This is a genomic window from Bifidobacterium platyrrhinorum, assembly GCF_010667645.1.
GTDB lineage: Bacteria > Actinomycetota > Actinomycetes > Actinomycetales > Bifidobacteriaceae > Bifidobacterium > Bifidobacterium platyrrhinorum.
Window position 1 is genome coordinate 307,556 of the sequence record NZ_WHZV01000001.1, and the last position, 19,905, is coordinate 327,460.

Here is a 19,905-nt window from a genome sequence, read left to right on the forward strand (position 1 = left end):
GAATCAGGCGTTGGGGCGCTTGCCGTGGTTGGCGGCCTTCTTACGACGATCCTTGCGCTTACGTCCGCGCATGCCCATGATGGACTCCTTTACTGGAAAGATAAATAAGCCTCCGGCATTATGCCACAGGACAAGGACGCGCCGCAAACCGCGTTTCGGGCGGATGCCCCCGCGCGGTTCGCGGCGCGTGCCGTGGAACCCGGGAATCAGTCGATTTCGGCCCTGATGAACAGCTTGGTGACGCTGGTCTCGCCGGGCTTGATCGCGATGAGGTCCTTGCCGGTGTTGAACGCGTTCGCGTAGGCGGTCTGCGGTTCGACCGCGGTGCCCGCCGGGTGCTGGAACGCCGGGAAGCCGGTGCCGGTGCACACCTGGAAGGAGGTGACCGTCTCGTCGCCGCCCACGTGGACGGTCAGGCCGTCGGGGCGGTGGAAGACGGCGGTGGCGGTGCCGTCGGCGGCGTGCTCGACGTCGGTCCACGCGTCGTCGTACGGCTGCTCGGTGAGCAGGCGCGGTTCGCGGAAGTCGTACTTTGTGCCGTCCACCGGCTCGGTGCCGGTCGGGATGAGGTTCCCGTCGACGGTGACGTGCGTGCGCGCGGGCACGGTGAGCGTGCACTGCGCGTTGTGGCCGTCGATCTCGTCGCCGTAGCCGTTGAAGCCGTTGTCGAGCCACGGGTGGATGGCGAGGGCCCACGGGGCGTCCACGTCGCCGTTGTTGTAGGCCTCGACGGTGATCTTCAGCCCGTCGTCGGTGAGCTCGTGGGTCGCGGTGACGACCACGTCGAACGGGTAGCCGAGCAGGAACGGCACGCGCCACGACTGGGTGACGGAGCTTTCGGTGAGGGACTCGAGCTTCCAGTAGGCGCGGTAGCCGTAGCCGTGGATGGCGGTGTTGCGGTCGTGCTCGTCGATCGGCAGGGTGTACTCCTTGCCCTCGAAGGTGTAGACGCCGCCGGCGATGCGGTTCGGGAACGGCACGAGCAGCTGCCCGTGGCAGCAGGTGACCGGGTCGTCCGGTCCGAGCGGCACGATGACGTTCCTGCCCTTGTAGGTGACCTTGCGCATCGTCGCGCCCAGCTCGGTGATGACCGCCTCGTAGTCGCCGTGGCTGATAGTGTACTGCTGCCCCGTGCGCGGGGGAAGGTTCTTTGCCATATATCTCACTCCAGAGTGAATATGTTGTGTGGTGTCCGATAACGTGCGTTATCGCTAACATCCACCAGTCTAGCCCCTTGCCGCCGTTTTTGCGGGGCGCACATGGCCGATGTGCGCCTTGTGGGCCGGTGGCCGCCGTGCGGTAGAGTCGGGCGTGGCATGGCGACGCGACCGGCGCCGCCGGAAAGGACGACGGACGACATGGCGAAACGCATCGTATTGGCCGATCCACGCGGGTTCTGCGCGGGCGTGGACCGGGCGATCCTCACCGTGCGCACGATCCTCGGCGCATCCCGCGGCACCGCGGGCGCGCGGGGCGACGGCGCATCGGCGGGAGGACTGCCGCCGGTGTACGTGCGGCGCCAGATCGTCCACAACAAGCATGTCGTCGAGGACCTCGCCTCGCAGGGCGCGGTGTTCGTCGAGGAGCTCTCGCAGATCCCGGACGAGGCCGCCGCCGCCGGCGTGCCGGTCGTGTTCTCGGCGCACGGGGTCTCGCCGGCCGTCAAGGCGGAGGCGGAGGCGCGGGGGCTCAACGTGGTGGACGCCACCTGCCCGCTGGTCGCCAAGGTGCACCGCGAGGTGCTGCGGTTCATGCGCGCCGGATACGAGATCGTCTACATCGGCCACGAGGGGCACGACGAGGCCGTCGGCGTGGTGGGGGAGGCCCCGGACCACGTGCACCTCATCGAACACGAGGGAGACGTGGCCACGCTCGCGTTCGAACCGGGGACGAAGCTCGTGCTGCTCACCCAGACCACGCTGAGCGTCGACGAGACCGCCGGCACCATCGCGGCGCTCAAGGGGCGCTTCCCGTGGATCGAGATGCCGCCCAGCTCGGACATCTGCTACGCGACCTCCAACCGCCAGGCGGCCGTCAAGCTCGTCGCCGAACGCTCGGACTGCGTGGTGATCGTCGGGTCGGCGAACTCCTCGAACTCGGTGCGCCTGGTCGAAGTGGCCCAGGAGGGGCTCGGCGCGCGGGGCCGCGCCCACCGCGTCGACGACGCCGGGGACCTCGACCGCTCGTGGTTCGAGGGCGTCGAGGCCGTGGGCGTCTCCTCGGGGGCTTCCGTGCCGGAGGAATACGTCGACGGGGTGGTCGCCTCCCTGAGGGACATGGGCTACACCGGCATGGATTCGGTGGAGACCACCAAGGAGAACATGCACTTCGTATTACCGGCGGAGCTTCGCCGCCGGTAACTTCGCAGCAAGCTGCTCACTTCGCCTACGGAAAGCCCACTGGGCTTTCCGTTATACGGCTCAGTCTGCGGAACTCCGCAGGCGGTGACCCCGCGGGCGGGCACGGTCAAGCCGTCTGGCTATCATCGTGTCGGTTTGTGTATCAGTGCAGGCAAGCACCAATTTGAGGCAAGCAAGCCGGCGGCGGGCGAGGCCCGGCGCCGTGCGGTTACGCGACAAAACAACAATCGATTAAGAGAGGTTTCGATGGCGGTTCGCGGTGATATCCGTAATGTGGCGATTGTGGCTCACGTCGACCACGGCAAGACCACGCTGGTGAACGCGATGCTCCAGCAGTCCCACGTGTTCTCCGAGCGCGAGGAGGTTCCGGATCGCGTGATGGACTCCAACGACCTGGAGCGCGAGAAGGGCATCACCATCCTCGCCAAGAACACGGCCGTGGAGTACACCGGCCCGCTGGCCGCCAAGTACGGCCACCCGGAGGGCATCACCCTCAACATCATCGACACCCCCGGCCACGCCGACTTCGGCGGCGAGGTCGAGCGCGGCATCTCCATGGTCGACGGCGTCGTCCTGCTCGTCGACGCCTCCGAGGGCCCGCTGCCGCAGACCCGCTTCGTGCTGCGCAAGGCGCTCGAGGCCAAGCTGCCGGTCATCCTGTGCGTGAACAAGGTCGACCGTCCGGACGCCCGCATCGAGGAGGTCGTCGGCGAGACCTCCGACCTGCTGCTCGGCCTGGCCGACGACGTGCAGCACGAGGGCATCGACCTCGACCTCGACCAGCTGCTCGACATGCCGGTCATCTACTGCGCCGCCAAGGCCGGCTACGCCTCCGTGAACCAGCCCCAGGACGGCGGCCTGCCGGACAACGACAACCTCGAGCCGCTGTTCGAGGCCATCATCTCCAACATCCCCGCCCCGGAGTACGAGGAGGGCGCGCCGCTGCAGGCCCACGTCGCCAACATCGACTCCTCCGACTTCCTCGGCCGTCTCGGCCTCGTGCGCATCTACAACGGCACGCTGGAGAAGGGCAAGACCTACGGCCTGAGCCGTGTGGACGGCTCCATCGAGAACTTCCGCGTCGCCGAGCTCCTGCGCACGCAGGGCCTCGAGCGCACGCCCGTCGAATCCGCGGGTCCCGGCGACATCGTCGCCGTCGCCGGCGTCAACGACATCATGATCGGCGAGACCATCGTCGACCCGAACGACCCGAAGCCGCTGCCGCTCATCCACGTCGACGACCCGGCCATCTCCATGACCTTCGGCGTCAACGACTCCCCGCTGGCCGGCACCGAGGGCAAGGACCACAAGCTCACCGCCCGCATGATCAAGGACCGCCTCGACCGCGAGCTCATCGGCAACGTGTCCATCAAGGTGCTGCCCACCGACCGTCCGGACGCCTGGGAGGTCCAGGGCCGCGGCGAGCTCGCCCTGGCCGTGCTCGCCGAGCAGATGCGCCGCGAGGGCTACGAGCTGACCGTCGGCCGCCCGCAGGTCGTCACCAAGAAGATCGACGGCGTGGTCAACGAGCCGATGGAGAACACCACCATCGACGTGCCCGAGGAGTACATGGGCACCGTCACCCAGCTCATGGCCGACCGCAAGGGCCGCATGGACGGCATGACCAACCACGGCTCCGGCTGGGTGCGTCTGCAGTTCACCGTCCCGTCCCGCGGCCTCATCGGCTTCCGCACCGCGCTGCTGAGCGCCACCCGCGGCACCGGCATCTCCTCCTCCATCTCCGCCGGCTACGCGCCGTGGGCCGGCCAGATCACCATCCGCCAGAACGGCTCGATGGTCTCCGACCGCCAGGGCGTCGCCACCCCGTACGCCATGCAGCGCCTCCAGGCGCGCGGCAACTTCTTCGTCGAGCCGCAGTCCCCGGTGTACGAGGGCCAGGTCGTGGGCGTGAACAACAAGCCCGACGAGCTGGACGTGAACATCACGCTCGCCAAGCACATGACCAACATGCGCTCCTCCACCGCCGACGTGCTCGAGACGCTCACCCCGCCGATCAAGATGAGCCTCGAGGAGTCCCTCGACTTCGCGAACGAGGACGAGTGCGTCGAGGTCACCCCGGAGTCCATCCGCGTGCGCAAGATCATCCTCGGCCGCGAGGACTGGTACAAGTGGCGCGCCAAGCAGCGCCGCCAGAACGCCGCCAACAACAAGTGACGGCCGGCCTGCGGCCCTGACGGCCCTCACGGACGTCCCGGCCGCGTCCGCCCGTCCCCGACGACGAAGGTCCTTCCCGCATGGGGAGGACCTTCCCGTATCCCCGGCATCCACGTACTAAGGTGAGGTCCATGAGCAAGAAGCGCAACCGCAACACGGCATCCGGCCGCAACACCGCGTCCGGCCGCGCCGCCGCGCGCCGGCATGACGACCCGTCGTCGCTCATGCCGTGGTCCCATCGTCTGCCGGCCGCGGGCAGGACCGCCGTCACGCTGCTCGCCGGACTCGGCGTCGCGCTCGTCGGCACGCTCGCGCACCGCATGGGCGCCTCGATGAACATCCCCTACGGCCTCGCCCTCGCCTACGCCATCACGGCGCTGTCCACCTACTGCGCCCGCGCGCGCCAGGGCGTGACCGGCCTCGCCCTGCACCTCATCGCCTCCTCCGCCGGCGCATGGGGGATCGCCCTGTTCGGCGGCCCGGGCGGGGACGCGCTCGTCGTCGCCGGGTTCAGCACGGCGGCGCCGTTCTTCAGCCAGCACGCCGGCTACGCATGGCTGTACGGCGTGATCCTTGTCCAGGTCGTCATGCTGGCCATGCCCTCCTCCTGGTTCCGCATCCCGCCGCGACGGGACGCCGCAGGGGAGGACCCCTCCGGCAGGTGAGGCCGGTCCCGGCGTCGCCGGCGACGGAACGGCGTTTCCGATGACGGACACCATCGGGCCCGCCGTCCCCCATTCGCTACAGTAGGGACCTATGACACGCAAACGGTTGTTCTATCTCGGGCCGGAAGGCACGTTCACGCATCAGGCGGCGATGGACGCCGCCGCGCAGCTCGCGGGCGGGACGTCGGGCGGGCCGACGGGCTTCGACCTCGTCGCGCTGCCGGACGTGCCCGCCATCATGGAGGCGGTCCGTTCGGGTCGGGGCTGGGGGGTCATCGCCTGGGAGAACAACGTCGAAGGCTACGTGGTGCCGAACCTCGACGCGCTCATCGACGCGACCGACGTCGCCGGCCTCGCACGCGTGCGCGTCGACGTCGCGTTCGACGCGTTCACGCGCCGCGGCGACGATCCCCTCGCCGCACGCGACGCCGCCGGTCCCGGCCCCGTCGCGATCCCCGTCAGCGCGCACCCGCACGGGCTCGCCCAATGCAAACGCTTCATCGCCGACCATCGGCTCACGCCCACGCCCGCCTCGTCCAACGCGGCCGCCTGCCGCGACCTCGAACCGGGCGGCGTCGCCCTGGGACCGCACATCTGCGGCGAACTCTACGGGCTCGACACCCTCGCCCCGCGTGTGCAGGACTTCGAAGGCGCGCACACCGACTTCCTCGTCCTCGGCACGCGCGACGACGTGCGTGCGTCCAACGCCCGCGCCCGCGTGCACGAGACCGATTTCGAGACCATCATCACGTTCATCCCGCTGGTCACCGGACCGGGCGTCATCGCCAACGTGCTCGACATCCTGCGCGATGCCGGCCTGAACATGACCAGCTTCATGTCCCGCCCCATCAAAGGCGACGACGGCACCTACAGCTTCATCGACACGCTCGACGCCGCGCCCTGGGAGCCCCGTTTCCGCGACGTGCTCGCCACGCTCGCCACGCACGGCATCTGGCTCAAGACGCTTGCCGTGTACCCGCGGCGCGACCGCCCGGCGCCGCCCGTCGACGCCTGGCGCCTGCCCCGGGGCGGCGTGCACCTGGACGCCACACGCATCGACAACGATTGGAAGGACACGGAGACGACGGAAAGGGAACTGCTGTGGTAGGGGAGAGGAACGCCGCTTGGGACGCGCGGCCGCTCGTCGGCGTCGTCGGGCTCGGGTTGATCGGCGGATCGCTGGCGCGCCGCCTCGTCGGACGCGGCGCCGGCGTCGTCGCATGGAACCACCGCCCGCACCCGTACGCGCAGGCCGAGGCGGACGGCATCCGCTGCGCCGCAACGCTCGCCGACCTCGTCGCCGCGGGCCCGGACGTCATCGTCCTGTGCAACCCGCTCAAGGCCATGCCCGACATCCTCGCCGCGCTCGGACCGCTGCTCGACGCGCATCCCGCCGTCACGCTCACCGACGTGGGCAGCGTCAAGGGCATGGTGCGCGACCAGGTGGAGGCCGCGGGACTCGCGGACCGCTACGTCGGCGCACACCCGATGGCAGGCAACGAACTGTCCGGATGGGGCGCCGCCGACCCGCATCTCTACGACGACGCCCTATGGGCCGTGACCGTCACCCCCTCCACCGCGTACGAACGGTTCCTCGCCGTGGCGCGGCTCATCACCGAAGACGTCGGGAACCATGTCATCGTCCTCGACGACGACACGCACGACCGCGCCGCCGCGCTCATCAGCCACATGCCGCACGTCGTGGCGACCGCGATGATCGACACGCTCGTCGCCGACCCGGACCGCAACATCGCCGCGGCGCTCGCCGCCGGCAGCTGGCGCGACATGACGCGCGTGGCCCTCACCGATCCGGACCGCACGCGCGCGATGGTCGAGGAGGACGCCGAAAACGTGGAACGGCTGCTGCGCGACATGGCCTCGCGGCTGCTCGCCGCCGCCGACCTGCTGCGCGACGAACGGTCGCGCGACGGCGCCGTGCGCGGCCGCGCGCAGGCGGACATGCTCGGATTCTTCTCGCAGGGACAGCCGTTCCGCGACTACAAGGCCCGCCAGCGCGCCATCGCGCGGACGGAACGGGACGGCGCCCCTGGCGCCCCCGGCGCCGCTTCCGCGGCATCCGCAGCCGCATACGAGGAGCGGGACCTGCGCTACGACATGCGCGACTGGCAGGCCGGCCTGCTCGCCTCCGCCCGCCGCGGCGAACACGTGATCGCGTTCACGGGACCGGGCGAGGCGCGTGTGCAGCTGCGTTCCGCGGTGTAGGACCGTCGGTTCCCGCGTGCCGGGACGTGTGCGGGCGGCGACGGTCCTACACGGCTTCAGGGCCGCACACGGGGGCGTTCCGGCACCGGCTTGAGCGTGGCGATGGTGTCCGCGTCGATGCTCACGCGCTGCTGCGGCCGCGAGCCGTTCGCGGCCGCGTCGCGCGACAGCTCCAGCGTGCGGCCGTCCCAGGCGAGCACGTGCCCCACGAAGTCACGGAACTTGGTGCGCCCGTCCGCCGGGTCCACGCCCTCGATGACGCGCACGACGACCCGTGCGCCCGACGGGATCTGCCTTGGCAATGCCATGATGTGTCCTTCCCCCGAACCACGATGTTTCGGATGACCTTCCACTGTACCCCGTGAACGGCGCATCGCGCGGACGACCCGGCCTATTCGGCGGACACGGCGTCGAGCACGGGCACCTTCAGCGCGCGGCGGGCCGGCGGCAGTGCGGCGACGACGCCCACGAGGACGGCCAGGACGAGGAACGCGCCCAGCTGGTCCCACGGGACCGACAGCCGCTCCAATCCGTCCGACTCGTAGACGACGCGGATCACCGCGCCCGCCGCCACGCCCACGACCACGCCGAGCAGCGTGCCGAGCACGGCGATCAGCGACGCCTCGATGGCCAGCATGCCGCGCACCTGGCCGCGCGACGTGCCCACCGCGCGCAGCAGGCCGATCTCGCGCGTGCGCTCCGACACGCTCAGGGCGAGCGTGTTCACGATGCCGAACACGGCGATGACGATGGACAGGGCGAGCAGCGCGTACAGGATGATGAGGATCTGGTCGACCATCGTGGACATCGAGGATTTGAACTCGTCGCGGTCCTGCACGTTGATCACGTAGAAAGGCTTGACCGCCTTGACGAGGCGCTTCTTCACAGTGGCCGTGTCGGCGCCGTCGCGCGCGTTGACGAACAGCATGATGGTGAACATCGTGTTCTCGTTGTTCACCCGTTCGGCGAGGTCGTCGTTCATCAGCACCATCGACCGGTAGACGGAATTCTCGATGATCGCGCCGACCCTCACCTTCACATGCGTGGTCTCGGTCGTCGTGCGCACCAGCGTGGACGGGTCCACGTTCGCGGCGTCCTCGGCCGCCCGCCGCGCCTCGTCGGCCTTGGCCTGCGCGCCGTCCGCGTCGCCCGCTGCGGCGAGCCGCTGCGCCTGGGCCGTGAGGTCGGCGGTTTTCGCCTCCACCTGCGCCCGGTAATCGGCCTGCGCCTTCGCGGTGGCCTCCTCGTCGACGACGACGCGTCTGCCGTTGACACGCACCGTGTCGCCGACCTTCCAGCCGTTGTCCTGCGCGACGGTGAGGCCGACGACGAGCTCCCCGCTTTTAAGCGCCCTGTCCGCGTCGCCCGCATTGGTCACGGGGGCGAACACCTTGGAGAACAGGGACGGCTGCTCGGCGAACGTCATCGCCTGTGCCGCGTCCTTGCCCGAACCGTAGGTGACGCCCATGAGCATGCGGCTTTGCGACACGGAGGCCACGCCCTTCGTCTTCCTGATCGCCGAGACCGCATCGTCGGGGATGCGCCCCGAGGACGCGGACATGGCGGTGAAATCGGATTTGAGCCCCGTGTCGACGATGCCGGCGACCGAGGCCTTCGCCGAGGAGGCGACCACCGCCAGGCAGCTCACGATCGCCACGCCGACGAACAGGGCGGCCGCCGTGTTCGCGGTGCGTCGTTTCTGCCGTGCGAGATTGCGCGTGGCGAGGCGTCCGGTCACCGGGAACACGTGCGCGGGCAGCCAGCCGAGCACCGTGCCCGCGGGGGCGACCAGCGCGGGGGAGAGCACGATCACGCCCACGACGATCAACGCCGCGCCCGCGCCGAGCGGCCAGCCCGCACCCACGCGTTCCGCCAGCGCGTTGAGCGGCGCGAACGGCGTGGGATCGCCCGTATCGCCGGCGCGTGCGACCGCCACGCAGTACGCCCAGCACGCCGCGCCGAGCACGACCATCGCGACGCCGGCGACGCCACGCGGCAGGACCGGCTTCTCCGGGTTCACGGTCTCGTTCATCGCCTGGATGGGCGGCGCGGTCGCGGCGCGGCGTGCGGGAAGCGCCGCCCCGACGAGCGTGACGGCCAATCCGACGGCGAGGCCGACGAGCATGTCCGTGGGGCCCGGCGTCGCGGCGCCGGTCATCGGCGTGCCCGCCTGCGCGAGGCCGAAGACGATGAGGCGCACCATGCCCCAGCCGAGCGCGATGCCCGCGCCCGAACCGACCAGGCCGAGCAGCAGCGCCTGCACGACGACCGTGGAGAACACCTGGGCGGGGGAGGCGCCCACCGAGCGCAGCAGCGCATAGCCGCGCATCGATTCGCGCACGATCATCGAGAACGTGTTCGCGATGATGAACGAGCCGACGAACAGCGCGATGACGCCGAAGATGAGGATGAGCGGCTGGATGAAGCCCAGCTGGTCCTTGATGGACCGCGAGTATTCGTCGCGCAGCCGGTCGCCGGTGATCGCCGTGGCCTTCGACCCCTTCGGCAGCGCCTTCCTCACGCGCGCGGCGAGTTCGCGCTGCTGCGCGTCGTTCAGCGGGCCGCCGCCGTCGGCCGAACCGTACACGGTGATGTACTGCGTGACCCCGATCTCGCCGGTCTTCTCCTGGACGACCTCCCTGGCCACCGACGGGGCGAGCCCGATGATGATCGCGCCCGCCTGGGAGACGTCGGTGTCGAACACGCCGACCACCTTCACGTCCTCGGGTCCGGACGGGTAGACGAGCTTCGTCGTGTCGCCCACCCCGAGGCCCGCCGTCTTGGCGGCGAACGCGTGCAGGGCGATTTCATGCCGGTTCCTCGCCCACCGGCCGTGCTCCAGCCGGGCCGACCTCCACGTCCCCTTTTCCAGACCGATGCCCATCGTCGGCGAGCCCATCGAGGAGACCGCGTTGCCGTCCTTCGCGACGAGCACGAGCGTGCCGGACGTCGAATAAGTGACCCCGGCCCTCGCGACGCCCGCGACCTTGGCGACGTCGTCCACGAGCGAGACGTCGATGTCGTTGTAGGTCTTCAGGGACGAGGACGAGCCGTCCGAGCCGGTCGCCGTCGCCGCGGAGGCGTCGTCCTTCCTCTCCGCGACGCCGCGCACGTACACGTCGGCGTCGGTGTTCGAGCCGAGCATCTGGTCCACCTGGTCGTTCATCATCTCGCGGAAGCAGAACGAGCCGACCACGAAGGACACGCCGAGGGCGATGGCGATGATCGACATCACGAAGCGCGGCAGGTGCGCGCGGGCGTCGCGCAGGCCGATGCGGATCATGCGCCGGCCCCCGCGCCATGCGCGTCCGCCGCCTGCGCGGGACCGTTTTCCCGGTCCTCGTCGCCTTCGGTGGCGAACACGTCGAGGATCTCCTCGTAGGAGGGGTGCCTCAGGTCGCGGGTGATGCGCCCGTCGGCGAGCACGAGCACGCGGTCCGCGTACGAGGCGGCGCGCGGGTCGTGCGTCACCATCACGATGGTCTGGCCGTACTCGTGCACCGAATCCTTGAGGAAACCGAGCACCTCGCGGCTGGAACGCGAGTCGAGGTTGCCGGTCGGCTCGTCGGCGAAGATGACCGACGGCCTGGCCATGATGGCGCGGGCGCAGGCGACGCGCTGCTGCTGTCCGCCGGACAGTTGGCTGGGACGGTGCGTCAGGCGCGGGCGCAGGCCCGTGACGTCGACGACCTTGTCGAACCAGACGCGGTCGATGGGCCGTTTCGCGATCTGCAGCGGCAGCAGGATGTTCTCCTCGGCGCTCAGCGTGGGCACCAGGTTGAACGATTGGAAGATGAACCCGATCCGCGTGCGGCGCAGTTTCGTGAGCTGCCGCTGGTTCATCGACGAGACCTCGAGCCCTTCGACCACCACGCGGCCCGAGGTGGGCGTGTCGAGGCCGGCCATGCAGTGCATGAGCGTGGACTTGCCCGATCCGGACGGGCCCATGATGGCGGTCATCTCGCCACGCGTGAACGAGACGTTCACATGGTCGAGCGCCACCACCCGCGCGTCGGCGTCCCCGTAGGCCTTCGTCAGGTCGATGGCCCGCGCGACCGCGTCCGGCGCCGTCCCCGGCCCGTCGTCGACCCTGTCCTTCAGCGCCGCCACCGATGCGGCCGAATGTCGTGCCATCTTGCCCCGTTTCCCCGTGTTGCGAACGGTTATAGTCTATCCGAAGGCGGCCGTCGGGCCGCCGGCCGCCGCGGGCGGCCCGGGAGACAGGGAAAGGGGACCCCATGCGGTTCGACGGTCAGCTGCGCGCGTTCCTGGCGTTCCTCGGCGCGAACCGCGGCCTGAGCGCGAATACGCTCAAGGCGTACGGCACGGATGTGGGGGAGTGTCTGCGTCTGCTCGAGACGCTCGGCGTCGAGGACCTCAACGAGGTGACGCTCGAGGACCTGCGTGCGTGGATGGCCCGCGAATCACGCTCGCACGCCCGTTCCAGCATGGCGCGCAAGACCGTGTCCGTACGCCGTTTCTTCTCGTGGGCGCGTGATCACGGGGTGACGGCCTCGGACCCGGCGGCGATGCTGATGACGCCGAAGATCCCCGACACGCTGCCGGCCGTGCTCACCGAGTCGCAGGCCGAGAAGCTGATGGACACGGCCGACGACGATGCGCGCGCCGGCGGTCCCGGCGCGGGCGCGGACGATGGCGCCGGGGGAATGGCCGGGGCAACGGCCGTCGGGGCCCCGGACGTCCGTGCGCGGGCGCCGCGCCGGGACGACCCGCGTCGCGCCGCACTGCGGCTGCGCGACGCGGCGGTGCTCGAACTGCTCTACGCCACCGGCATCCGCGTGGCCGAGCTCGTCGGCCTCGACGTGGCCGACGTGGACTTCTCCTCGCGCACCGTCAGGGTCACCGGCAAGGGGAACAGGCAGCGGGTCGTGCCGTTCGGTCTGCCCGCGCAGCGCGCGCTGCTGGCGTGGCTGGACGGGGGCAGACCCGTGCTGCTGCACGGCGACGGGTCGTGCCGGGCGTTGTTCCTCGGTTCGCGCGGCGGCAGGCTCAACCAGCGCATCGCGCGCGACGTCGTGCACGAGGAGTCGCGCAGGGCAGGCGTGCCGGACATCTCGCCGCACGCGCTGCGGCACTCGGCGGCCACGCACCTGCTCGACGGCGGGGCGGACCTGCGCGAGGTGCAGGAGATGCTCGGCCACTCCTCGCTGAAGACCACGCAGCGGTACACGCACGTGTCCATCGAACAGCTCAAGTCACGCTACGCGCAGGCGTTCCCCCGGGCGTAGCCCCGTGGCGCCCCGGCGCCGCATGCCGGGGAAGGGGAGCCACGGGTCCCGTGCGCCGGCGGAACCCGGTGATTGTCCGCAATATGAGATTTTCGGAAATCTTCACGAAAGCCATGGAAAACCGAAGCGTTTCCCCAGACTCCCGCAAGCCCATTCACCGAATATTCGCAAACAAGTAACATGGTGTCTCCAATCTGGGGCACAATGGGATGCGATCAGCAAAGGGGTTGGGCCGGCCGTAAGCCGCCCGCCCCTTTCGCTTGGGACGGACGCGAACCACGCGTCCGGATGACATAGGAGAAATCACATGAAGAAGAAAGCTCTGGCTATCGCCGCGGCCGTGTGCGCCGTCGCGACCATGCTGGGCGGCTGCGGTTCTTCCAGCAGCTCCAGCAGCTCCGCTTCGAGCAACATCATCACCGCGTACGCTTCCGAGCCGCAGAACCCGCTGATCCCGGGCAACACCAACGAGACCGGCGGCGGCAAGCCGGGCGACCTGCTGTTCGCCCGCCTCGTCTCCTTCGAAGCCAAGGGCAACGCCTCCAACGAAGTGGCCGAGTCCATCACCCCGAACGACGACGCCACCCAGTACACCATCAAGATCAAGGACGGCTGGAAGTTCACCGACGGCACCCCGGTGACCGCCGAGTCCTTCACCAAGGCCTGGAGCTACGTCGCCAACGCGAAGAACGCCCAGAAGTGCTCCTCCTTCTTCTCCACCATCAAGGGCTTCACCGATCTGCAGGACGCCAAGAACCTGAAGGGCGACGAGCAGCTCTCCGGCCTCAAGGTCGTCGACGACCACACCTTCACCGTGGACATGTCCCAGCCGGACGCCACCTTCCCGATCAAGGTCGGCTACCTGGCGTTCGCCCCGCTGCCGGAGTCCTTCTACAAGGACCCGAAGGCCTTCGGCGAGGCCCCGGTCGGCAACGGCCCGTACAAGTTCTCCAAGTGGGACCACAACAAGGAGATCGACCTCGTCAAGAACCCCGACTACAAGGGCAATGACGTGCCGAAGAACGACGGCGTGACCTTCAAGATCTACACCGACGACAAGGCCGCCTACGCCGACATCCAGGCCGGCAACCTCGACGTGATGGAGTCCGTCCCGGCCTCCGCCACCAAGACCTTCCAGAAGGATCCGAAGGTCCAGGCCTACAACAAGGCCGGCTCCGTGTCCCAGACCTTCACCATCCCGTCCAACCTCGAGCACTTCCAGACCAACACCGAGGAAGGCCAGCTGCGCCGCCAGGCCATCTCCATGGCCATCAACCGCGAGCAGCTGACGGACAAGGTCCTCGGCGGCATCGCCACCCCGGCCACCGAGTTCACCTCCCCGCTCACCCCGGGCTACTCCAGCTCCCTCAAGGGCGCCGACAACCTCAAGTTCAACGCCGCCAAGGCCAAGGAGCTGTGGGCCAAGGCCGACGCCATCTCCAAGTACGACGGCCAGCTGACCTTCGCCTACAACGCCGACGGCGGCGCCAAGCCGATCTACGACGCCATCGTCAACCAGCTCAAGAACAACCTGGGCATCGACGCGGCCACCAACCCGATGCCGACCTTCCAGGAGTTCCGCGACGCGGTCACCAACCGCCAGATCAAGGGCGCCTTCCGCACCGGCTGGCAGCCGGACTACCCGTCCGCCGAGAACTACCTGTTCCAGCTGTACGCCTCCTCCGCCGCCGACGGCAACGGCTCCAACGACGGCGACTACAAGAACGCCGAGTTCGACAAGCTGATGGACGAGGCCTACGCCGCCAAGTCCACCGAGGACGCCAACAAGATCTACCAGCAGGCCCAGGAGATCCTCCTCAACGACCTGCCGGCCATCCCGCTGTACTACTCCAACGCCGCCGGCGTCGCGAGCACCAGCGTCAAGGGCTTCGAGATGAACTGGCAGAACCTGCCGGTCTACGAGGAGCTGACCAAGTGAGCCTGACGCTCGCCTGATCCGGTTCCCCGCGAACCGCGACCATGGAGGGGTCGGAACCCGCAACGGGTTCCGACCCCTTTTTGCGCATACCGGCGCGCATCCCGCCCGTTCCCATCCGTGCGCGTCGAACGGATGGAAACGGAATCAACCCCCGATTCACCTTCGTGAAACATTGGTGTCAACCCGTAGGGTAAACTTACGGGGTACTTAGCGACCGGCTGGGCGCTTTGGCGCGCCCACGGGCCGCGCCGGGGGCGACGGGGCCGGTCCGTGAATCCAAGGAGAAACCGATGGGCAAATATCTTCTGCGCCGTATCCTGCAGATGATCCCCGTGGTTCTCGGTGCGACGCTGCTGGTCTATGCCCTCGTCTTCGCGCTGCCGGGTGATCCGGTCAAGGCGATGTTCGGTGACAAGCCGGTCAATGAAGCGGTCGCCGCCCAGATCCGCGCCGAATACAACCTCGACAAGCCGTTCATCATCCAGTACCTGCTGTTCCTCAAGAACGCGTTCACGCTGGACTTCGGCAACACCTTCGCCGGCCAGCCGGTCATCGACGAGATCGGGCGCGCGTTCCCGGTCACCATCAAGCTGGCGGTCATGGCGTTCTGCTTCGAAGCGATCTTCGGCGTGGTGTTCGGCATCATCTCCGGCCTCAAGAAGGGCAAGTGGTACGACTCGGTGATCCTCATCGTCTCCCTGCTGCTCATCTCCGTGCCGACGTTCGTCACCGGCTTCGCCGGCCAGTACTTCCTCGGCGTGCAGTGGAGCCTCATCCCGGTGACCGCCAGCTCGAACCCGACCTTCACCGAGCTGCTGTTCCCGGCGATGGTGCTGGGATCGGTCTCCATGGCCTACATCATCCGCCTCACCCGTTCCGAGATCTCCTCGAACATCGCGCAGGACTACGTGCGCACCGCGCGCGCCAAGGGCATGTCCAACGGATCCGTGATGACCCGCCACGTGCTGCGCAACTCGCTGATCCCCGTGGTCACGTACCTCGGCCAGGACCTCGGCGCCCTCATGGGCGGCGCCATGATCACCGAGCAGATCTTCAACATCCACGGCGTCGGCTTCCTCACCTACCAGAGCATCCTCAAGGGCGAAGGCAACCTCGTCGTCTCCATCGTCACGCTGCTGCTGCTCGTGTTCGTGATCTGCAACCTGATCGTCGACATGCTGTACGCGGCGCTCGACCCGCGCATCCGCTACGAGTGACGAGGGAGGAAAGGACCATCATGACCGACGAAACCAAGCCTTCCGTCTACGAGACGCTGCCCGGCCAGGAGCGCTACGTCGCCCCGATCGACGAGACCCCGCTGCAGGACGTCGACAAGGTCGACGAATCCGCCCCGGCCACCAGCATGTGGGCCGACGCGTGGCGTACGCTGCGCAAGAACCCGCTGTTCATCATCTCCGGCCTGCTCATCGTGTGCATCGTCTTCGTCGCGCTGTTCCCCGGCGTGATCACCAAGGTCGACCCGAACTACTGCAACCTCGACAACTCGCTCGGCGAGGCCGAGGCCGGCCATCCGTTCGGCTACGACTTCCAGGGCTGCGACGTGTTCGCCCGCACCGTGTACGGCACCCGCACCTCGCTGTCCGTGGGTCTGCTCACCACGATCATCGTCGTGGCCATCGGCACGCTCATCGGCGCCGTCGCCGGCTTCTGCGGCGGCTGGGTCGACGCGCTGCTGAGCCGCATCATCGACATCTTCTACTCGATCCCGTTCCTGCTGGGCGCCATCGTCGTGCTGCAGATGTTCCGCACCTCCAGCTCCATCTGGAAGGTCGTGCTCGTGCTCGCCCTGTTCGGCTGGGTGTCCACCGCGCGCATCGCCCGCGGCTCGGTGATGGAGGCGAAGAACCTCGAGTTCAACACCGCGTCCACCGCGCTCGGCTCCACGCCGATGAGGAACCTGTTCCGCCACATCATCCCGAACGCCCTGGCGCCGATCATCGTCATCGGCACCACCTCCCTCGGCTCCTACATCGTGTCCGAGGCCACGCTGAGCTTCCTCGGCGTCGGCCTGCCGACCACGACCGTCAGCTGGGGCGGCGACATCTCCCAGGCTCAGGTCAACCTGATGACCAACCCGATGGTGCTGTTCTACCCGTCCGTGGCGCTGGCCATAACCGTGCTGAGCTTCATCATGATGGGCGACGCCGTCAAGGACGCCCTCGATCCGAAGAGCCGCACGGCCTGAGTGTGAGGTAGGAAGACAAATGGAAAACACGAACGATGCCAAGATCGTCGAGATGCAGAAGGCCCACGGCCCGCTGCTCGAGGTGAAGAACCTCGCCATCGACTTCACCACCGACGACAAGCGCGCCGTGCACGCCGTGCGCAACGCGTCATTCTCCGTCTACCCCGGCCAGTGGGTGGCCATCGTCGGCGAATCCGGCTCCGGCAAGTCCACGTCCGCCATGGCCGTGCTCGGCCTGCTGCCCGGCACCGGCCACGTGGTCGGCGGCTCCATCAAGCTCGACGGCCAGGAGCTCACGGGCCTGAAGCCCAAGGACTTCGACAAGCTGCGCGGCGACAAGATGGGCCTCGTCCCGCAGGACCCGATGAGCAACCTCAACCCGGTGTACCGCATCGGCACGCAGGTCAAGGAGGCGCTCACCGCCAACAACATGGACGTGGCGCACGAGAAGCGCTCCGCCCTCGCCAAGGCCCTGGCCGGCGAGGAGGCGGACGTCGAGCTCAAGGGCAACGACGACGAGACGTTCATCGGCTCCGCCGAGCTTCCCGCCCTGCTCGACGCCGCCAAGGCCGCGCTGGCCGAGGCCGGCGTGGGCGAGGAGGCGGCCGCCAGGTCCATGGACTACTTCAAGGGCGAGTGGGTGCCCGGCTCCGAAACCCGCTGGCGCGTCGCCGACGACCTCATCAAGGCCGGCGTGGGCGAGGACAAGGCCTGGGCCATCGCCAAGGCCCACGTCACCGGCTCCACCATGGACGACCGCATCGCGGGCCTGCTGAGCGAGGCCGGCCTGCCCGACGCGGCCACCCGCGCCCGCCAGTATCCGCACGAGTTCTCCGGCGGCATGCGCCAGCGCGCGCTCATCGCCATCGGCCTCGCCTGCCGACCCGATCTGCTCATCGCCGACGAGCCGACCTCCGCGCTCGACGTGACCGTGCAGAAGAAGATCCTCGACCACCTGCACATGCTCACCGACTCGCTCGGCACCGCCGTGCTGTTCATCACCCACGACCTGGGCCTCGCCGCCGAGCGCGCCCAGCACATCGTCGTGATGTACAAGGGGCAGGTCGTCGAATCCGGCCCGTCGCTCGAGGTGCTCCAGCACCCGCAGCACCCGTACACCAAGCGCCTGGTCGCGGCCGCCCCGTCGCTCGCCTCCCAGCGCATCATCTCCGCGCACGAGCGCGGCGAGGACGCGGACGCGCTGCTCGAACACCACGTCGTCGGCGAGGACAAGCTCGAGAAGAGCGAGAACGTCATCGTCGTCGACCACCTGACCAAGGAGTTCAAGCTCCCGCGCAGGAAGGAGATGTTCAAGGCCGTCGACGATGTGTCCTTCTCCGTCAAGCGCGGCTCCACGCTGGCCATCGTGGGCGAGTCCGGCTCGGGCAAGTCCACCGTGGCGAACATGGTGCTCAAGCTCCTGACGCCCACCAAGGGCAAGGCGCTCTACGAGGGCAAGGACATCACCGCCCTCACAGGCAAGGAGCTCCTCGAGTTCCGCCGCCACGTGCAGCCGGTGTTCCAGAACCCGTACGGCTCGCTCGACCCGATGTACTCCATCTACCGTTCCATCGAGGAGCCGCTGCGCATCCACGGCATCGGCGACAAGACGAGCCGCGCCAAGCGCGTGCGCGAGCTGCTCGACATGGTCGAACTGCCCGAGTCCGTGATGACCCGCTATCCGAACGAGCTGTCCGGCGGCCAGCGCCAGCGCATCGCCATCGCGCGAGCCATGGCCCTCAACCCGGACGTGATCGTGTGCGACGAGGCGGTCTCCGCCCTCGACGTGCTCGTGCAGGACCAGGTGCTGCGCCTGCTCAACGACCTGCAGGCCGAAAAGGGCCTGAGCTACCTGTTCATCACCCATGATCTGGCCGTCGTGCGCCAGATCGCCGACGAGGTCGTGGTGATGCAGCATGGCCGTCTGGTCGAGCACGCCACCACCGACGAGGTGTTCGACCATCCGAAGATGCAGTACACCCGCGACCTGCTCGACGCCATCCCCGGCGGCAAGCTCAAGCTCGGCCTCGACTGAGCGCGTCCGTCCCGCGACGAAAGGCTCCTTCTCTCCTTGAGAGGGAGCCTTTCCCATATGGCGTATAGTGAGCCGCATGATCACCATCGCGACATCGAACATGAACGGCATCCGCGCGGCCAGGCGCAAGGGCGTGGAGGAATGGGCAAGACGCAACACGCCCGACGTGTGGTGCATGCAGGAGGTGCGCGCCCCGCAGGACGAGCTCGATCCGATTCTCGACGGCCTCGCCGCCGATTACGCCGAGGCGGGGCGCGTCGAGGGCCCCGCGGCGCTCAATCGCGTCAACGAGGTGTGCCGCGTCAAGGGCCGCGCCGGCGTGGCCATGCTTTCGGCGCTCGAGGTCACCGCCGTGAGGCACGGCCTGCCCGGCCTCGACGAGGACGTCGACTCCGGCCGCTGGATCGAGGCGGACGTCGTCACCCCGCAGGGCTATTCGATCACCGTCGCGAGCGTGTACGTGCACGCCGGCAACGCCGACGACGAGACCAAGATGGCGCAGAAGTACCGGTTCCTCGACACGATGCTCACACGCATGGGCGAACTGCGCGACGAGGCGGCGAAGGGCGGGCGCCAGGCCGTGCTGTGCGGCGACTTCAACATCGCCCACACGCCGCTCGACATCAAGAACGCGAAGGGCAACGCGAAGCACGCCGGCTTCCTGCCCGCCGAGCGCGCCTACGTGGACCGCTGGCTCGACGAGTACGAGTTCGTGGACGTCACGCGCGACCTCGCCGGCGGGATCCAGGGACCGTACACGTGGTGGAGCCAGCGCGGCCGCGCCTTCGACAACAACGTCGGCTGGCGCATCGACTACCAGTTCGCCACGCCGGAGCTCGCCGAGACCGCCCGCGGCTTCGTCATCGACAAGGCCCCCACCTATGAGGGCCGCTGGTCCGACCACGCGCCGCTGAGCATCCGCTACGACGTGTGAGACGTATGGGACGTGCGGAGCGTGCGAGGGGACGGCGGGCCGGCCACGCCTCGGGCGCCGGCCGGCGCACGTGGCGCTCACAGGCAAACGCAAGGCCGGGTGCTAGGCTTTTGAGGGTT

At 68.6% G+C, this 19,905-nt stretch carries 16 protein-coding genes; 11 read left to right on the top strand and 5 right to left on the bottom strand.

Annotated features, from left to right (window positions below; all coding sequences use genetic code 11):
* Nucleotides 1-3 precede the first annotated feature (3 nt).
* Both GFD21_RS11375 and GFD21_RS01195 read right to left on the bottom strand, forming a co-directional pair.
* A complete protein-coding gene (locus tag GFD21_RS11375) occupies nucleotides 4-78 on the bottom strand; it encodes a 50S ribosomal protein bL37 (RefSeq protein WP_003817083.1) in 75 nt (24 codons plus the stop codon).
* A gap of 128 nt (nucleotides 79-206) precedes the next feature.
* Entirely contained in the window at nucleotides 207-1,157 is a 951-nt protein-coding gene (locus tag GFD21_RS01195; RefSeq protein ID WP_163196090.1) for an aldose 1-epimerase family protein, read from the bottom strand.
* A gap of 201 nt (nucleotides 1,158-1,358) precedes the next feature.
* Here GFD21_RS01195 and GFD21_RS01200 point away from each other — a divergent pair, with 201 nt between their 5' ends.
* The 5 genes from GFD21_RS01200 to GFD21_RS01220 all read left to right on the top strand — a co-directional run bounded on the left by GFD21_RS01200 (nucleotide 1,359) and on the right by GFD21_RS01220 (nucleotide 7,423).
* Nucleotides 1,359-2,360: a 4-hydroxy-3-methylbut-2-enyl diphosphate reductase gene (locus GFD21_RS01200; protein ID WP_163196091.1), complete on the top strand. Its 1,002-nt coding sequence runs from the start codon at nucleotides 1,359-1,361 to the stop codon at nucleotides 2,358-2,360.
* Nucleotides 2,361-2,606: 246 nt separating this feature from the next.
* Entirely contained in the window at nucleotides 2,607-4,535 is a 1,929-nt protein-coding gene (gene typA, locus GFD21_RS01205; RefSeq protein WP_163196092.1) for a translational GTPase TypA, read from the top strand.
* 131 nt (nucleotides 4,536-4,666) lie between these two features.
* Nucleotides 4,667-5,200 (top strand): alcohol dehydrogenase, encoded by a 534-nt coding sequence (locus GFD21_RS01210; protein WP_404801541.1) that lies wholly within the window; start codon nucleotides 4,667-4,669, stop codon nucleotides 5,198-5,200.
* Between the two features lie 91 nt (nucleotides 5,201-5,291).
* On the top strand, nucleotides 5,292-6,308 hold the full coding sequence (locus tag GFD21_RS01215; RefSeq protein WP_163196093.1) for a prephenate dehydratase: 1,017 nt from the start codon (nucleotides 5,292-5,294) through the stop codon (nucleotides 6,306-6,308).
* Nucleotides 6,302-7,423 (top strand): prephenate dehydrogenase, encoded by a 1,122-nt coding sequence (locus GFD21_RS01220; RefSeq protein ID WP_163196094.1) that lies wholly within the window; start codon nucleotides 6,302-6,304, stop codon nucleotides 7,421-7,423. The genes GFD21_RS01215 and GFD21_RS01220 overlap by 7 nt, the downstream gene beginning before the upstream one ends.
* 56 nt (nucleotides 7,424-7,479) lie before the next feature.
* Here GFD21_RS01220 and GFD21_RS01225 read toward each other — a convergent pair whose 3' ends face one another.
* From GFD21_RS01225 to GFD21_RS01235, 3 genes are all read right to left on the bottom strand, one after another.
* On the bottom strand, nucleotides 7,480-7,731 hold the full coding sequence (locus GFD21_RS01225) for a DUF6725 family protein (RefSeq protein ID WP_163196095.1): 252 nt from the start codon (nucleotides 7,729-7,731) through the stop codon (nucleotides 7,480-7,482).
* Nucleotides 7,732-7,814: 83 nt separating this feature from the next.
* Nucleotides 7,815-10,706 carry an ABC transporter permease gene (locus tag GFD21_RS01230; RefSeq protein ID WP_163196096.1) on the bottom strand — a complete coding sequence of 964 codons (2,892 nt, stop codon included), beginning with the start codon at nucleotides 10,704-10,706 and terminating at the stop codon, nucleotides 7,815-7,817.
* The gene (locus GFD21_RS01235) at nucleotides 10,703-11,557 is read right to left on the bottom strand and encodes an ABC transporter ATP-binding protein (protein ID WP_163196097.1); all 855 of its coding nucleotides are present in this window, start codon (nucleotides 11,555-11,557) and stop codon (nucleotides 10,703-10,705) included. The genes GFD21_RS01230 and GFD21_RS01235 overlap by 4 nt, the downstream gene beginning before the upstream one ends.
* Before the next feature lie 104 nt (nucleotides 11,558-11,661).
* Here GFD21_RS01235 and GFD21_RS01240 point away from each other — a divergent pair, with 104 nt between their 5' ends.
* The 6 genes from GFD21_RS01240 (at nucleotide 11,662) to GFD21_RS01265 (ending at nucleotide 19,786) form a co-directional block, all read left to right on the top strand.
* Complete coding sequence (locus GFD21_RS01240) at nucleotides 11,662-12,672, top strand: tyrosine recombinase XerC (protein WP_163196098.1); 1,011 nt, start codon at nucleotides 11,662-11,664, stop codon at nucleotides 12,670-12,672.
* 307 nt (nucleotides 12,673-12,979) lie between these two features.
* Nucleotides 12,980-14,611, top strand: coding sequence for a peptide ABC transporter substrate-binding protein (locus GFD21_RS01245; protein ID WP_163196099.1), 1,632 nt, complete (start codon nucleotides 12,980-12,982; stop codon nucleotides 14,609-14,611).
* A 290-nt stretch (nucleotides 14,612-14,901) separates the two neighbouring features.
* Nucleotides 14,902-15,828, top strand: coding sequence for an ABC transporter permease (locus tag GFD21_RS01250; protein WP_163196100.1), 927 nt, complete (start codon nucleotides 14,902-14,904; stop codon nucleotides 15,826-15,828).
* Nucleotides 15,829-15,848: 20 nt separating this feature from the next.
* Entirely contained in the window at nucleotides 15,849-16,817 is a 969-nt protein-coding gene (locus GFD21_RS01255; protein ID WP_163196101.1) for an ABC transporter permease, read from the top strand.
* 19 nt (nucleotides 16,818-16,836) lie between these two features.
* Nucleotides 16,837-18,852: a dipeptide ABC transporter ATP-binding protein gene (locus tag GFD21_RS01260; protein ID WP_163196102.1), complete on the top strand. Its 2,016-nt coding sequence runs from the start codon at nucleotides 16,837-16,839 to the stop codon at nucleotides 18,850-18,852.
* A gap of 76 nt (nucleotides 18,853-18,928) precedes the next feature.
* On the top strand, nucleotides 18,929-19,786 hold the full coding sequence (locus tag GFD21_RS01265; RefSeq protein ID WP_163196103.1) for an exodeoxyribonuclease III: 858 nt from the start codon (nucleotides 18,929-18,931) through the stop codon (nucleotides 19,784-19,786).
* Nucleotides 19,787-19,905: the final 119 nt, after the last annotated feature.